Source organism: Bradyrhizobium sp. CSA207 (genome assembly GCF_029051685.1).
Lineage (GTDB): Bacteria > Pseudomonadota > Alphaproteobacteria > Rhizobiales > Xanthobacteraceae > Bradyrhizobium.
The window spans coordinates 1-747 of record NZ_JAACFT010000123.1; the positions used below are offsets into that span (position 1 = coordinate 1).

1 protein-coding gene is annotated in these 747 nt (G+C 59.4%); it reads right to left on the reverse strand.

What is annotated here, in order from left to right:
* Window positions 1-2: 2 nt before the first annotated feature.
* A partial coding sequence (locus tag GWG65_RS40265) for a TauD/TfdA family dioxygenase (RefSeq protein WP_275200928.1) occupies window positions 3-747 on the reverse strand: 745 nt, incomplete at its 5' end.

Sequence of the window (747 nt, forward strand, 5' to 3'; positions counted from 1 at the left end):
AGCTAGGTCACGTTGGCGGGCGGCTGCTTGGTGGCCTTGATGCGCGTTACGCTGCACCGGCGATCGACGCTCACGGGCAAGTCGCCATCGATGGTGGCGCGACGAACGATGCGACGGGCGTCGCCGTAGTCATTGACCGCATAATGTTGTGTGGCGCGATTGTCCCAGATCGCGAGATCGCCCTCCTTCCAGTTCCAGCGCACGGTGTTTTCGGGCGCGGTGATATGAGACTGGAATAGATCCAACAGCTTCTGGCCGTCATATTTTGGTATCCCAACAAAACGCTGCACGTAATAGCCGAGCACCAGCGTGCGCTCGCCAGTCTCCGGGTGGACCCGCACGACGGGATGCTCGGTCTCATAGATCGTTCTAGTGAAGATCTCGTCGTAATACTTCTTGTCGGCCTCGCCAGAGGTCCTTACGCCGTAGTCGTTGGTGTGAACAGCCCAGAGCTCGTCGGCAAGCCGTTGCAGAGGCAACGGCAGGTCAAGATAAGCCGCAGCGGTGTTTGACCAGACCGTATCACCGCCCGATGGTGGGATCACAACACCTCGCAGCACCGTAATCTTGGGATAGGCGTCGACGAAAGTCCCATCGCTGTGCCACAGATCGACCCGGCTAGCGGGGCGGACGGAATCAACGTCGATGATCGAAGCCGTTCCCTTGCTAGCACCGATCGTTGGATGCGGCACAAGGTTTCCAAAACGGAGGGCAAAACGCTCCTGCTCGGCGTCGTCGAGATGACCC